We start from the raw sequence: 2,250 nt of genomic DNA on the forward strand, positions 1-2,250 counted from the left end.
ATGACCACCCGTATCGAACGCGTCGAATATGACGACGCGAGTGTCCGCAAGTTCATGATTGCCTCGGTGCTGTTCGGCGCCGTCGGCCTGCTGGTCGGGCTGTGGATCGCGCTCCAGCTCGCCTGGCCCGCGCTGAACTTCGGCATTCCGTACACCACCTTCAGCCGGCTGCGCCCGCTGCACACCAACTCGGTCATCTTCGCCTTCGTCGGCAACATGATGTTCGCCGGCGTCTACTACTCGACGCAGCGCCTGCTGAAGGTGCGCATGGCGAGCGACGCGCTCTCGAAGGTCCACTTCTGGGGCTGGCAGCTGATCATCGTGGCCGCGGCCATCACCCTGCCGCTGGGCATCACCACCTCGAAGGAATACGCCGAGCTCGAGTGGCCCATCGACATCGCCATCGCGCTCATCTGGGTGGTGTTCGCCATCAACTTCTTCTGGACGCTGGCGAAGCGGAACGAGAAGCACCTCTACGTCGCCATCTGGTTCTACATCGCCACCATCGTGACGGTGGCGGTGCTGCACATCGTCAACTCGTTCGCGCTGCCGCTCTCGTTCCTCAAGAGCTATTCCGCGTTCTCCGGCGTGCAGGATGCGCTGGTGCAGTGGTGGTACGGCCACAACGCCGTCGCCTTCTTCCTCACCACGCCCATCCTCGGCATCATGTACTACTTCCTCCCCAAGGCGGCGGGGCGCCCGGTGTACTCGTACCGGCTGTCCATCGTGCACTTCTGGGCGCTGGTCTTCATGTACATCTGGGCCGGCCCGCACCACCTGCTCTACACGGCGCTGCCCGACTGGGCCCAGTCCATCGGCATGCTCTTCTCGCTGATGCTCTGGGCTCCTTCGTGGGGCGGCATGCTCAACGGCCTGCTCACCCTGCGCGGCGCCTGGGACAAGGTGCGCGAAGACCCGGTGCTCAAGTTCTTCGTCGCCGGCGTCACCTTCTACGGCATGGCCACCTTCGAGGGCCCGCTGCTGTCCATCAAGTCGGTCTCGGCGCTCGCGCACTACACCGACTGGATCATCGGCCACGTGCACGGCGGCGCGCTGGGCTGGAACGGCCTCATGGCGGCCGGCCTCTTCTACTGGCTCACCCCCCGCCTCTGGGACAAGCCGCTCCACTCGAAGAAGGCCGCTGACGCGCACTTCTGGCTCGCGACCGTCGGCATCGCCACCTACATGATCTCGATGTGGATCTCGGGGATCAACCAGGGGCTCATGTGGCGCGCCCTCAACCCCGACGGCACGCTCACCTACCCGAGCTTCACCGAGACGCTGCTGGCGATCCGCCCCATGTACATCATCCGCGCGCTGGGCGGCACGATGTACCTGACCGGCTTCGTGCTCATGATCTGGAACCTCCTCAAGACCGTCAGCGGCGCGAAGGCCGTCGACACCGTGGTCGAGGTCACCGTCGAAGACGCGGCGGTGCCCGAGCAGGGCGGCGGCGTCATCGCCGTCATCACCGGCCGGCCGCTCTGGTTCTCGGTGATCGCCCTCGTGCTCACCGGCGCGTTCTTCTTCGCCGAGTCGGTGGTGGTGGCGGTGGTCCTCGCGGTGCTCGTGCTGGTGGTGGGCGAGGTCGCGTACGTGCTCAACAAGAAGATGCGCGCGGCCGGCGGCGAGTCGTGGTTCGGGCTCATCGAGCGCCGCCCCCTGGCCTTCACCGTGCTCACCCTGGTCGCCGTGCTCATCGGCGGCGTCGCCGAGATCGTCCCCATGGTGATGGTCAAGCAGGCCGTGCCCGTCACCGGCGCCTCGCAGAAGCCGTACACCGCGCTCGAGCAGCAGGGCCGCGACCTGTACACCCGCGAAGGTTGCTACGTGTGCCACTCGCAGATGATCCGCCCGATGGTGGCCGAGTTCCTGCGCTACGGCGAGGCCAGCCGCGCCGAGGAGTTCATCTACGACCACCCCTTCCAATGGGGTTCCAAGCGCACCGGGCCCGACCTCGCGCGCATCGGCGGCAAGTACCCCAGCCTCTGGCACTACACCCACATGATGGATCCGCGCTCGACGAGCCCGGGCTCCAACATGCCCACCTACCCGTGGCTGGCCGAGGGCCGCATCGACGCGAAGCTGGCGCCGAAGAAGCTCGCCCTCATGCAGAAGCTCGGCGTGCCGTACACGAACCAGGACATCGACACGGCCGAAGAGACGCAGCGCCGCCAGGCCAACACCATCGTCGCCGACCTCGACCAGAGCGGCGTCAAGGTGGAATGGGACAGCGAGATGGTCGCGCTG

The 2,250-nt window shown here is 66.4% G+C and carries 1 protein-coding gene; it reads left to right on the forward strand.

The features are described from left to right. Positions 1-2,250: cytochrome-c oxidase, cbb3-type subunit I (gene ccoN, locus Q8K49_RS01825; protein ID WP_305303722.1), on the forward strand; the 2,250-nt coding region annotated here is incomplete at both ends.

It is taken from the genome of Brevundimonas sp., assembly GCF_030682035.1.
Taxonomy (GTDB): Bacteria; Pseudomonadota; Alphaproteobacteria; order Caulobacterales; family Caulobacteraceae; genus Brevundimonas.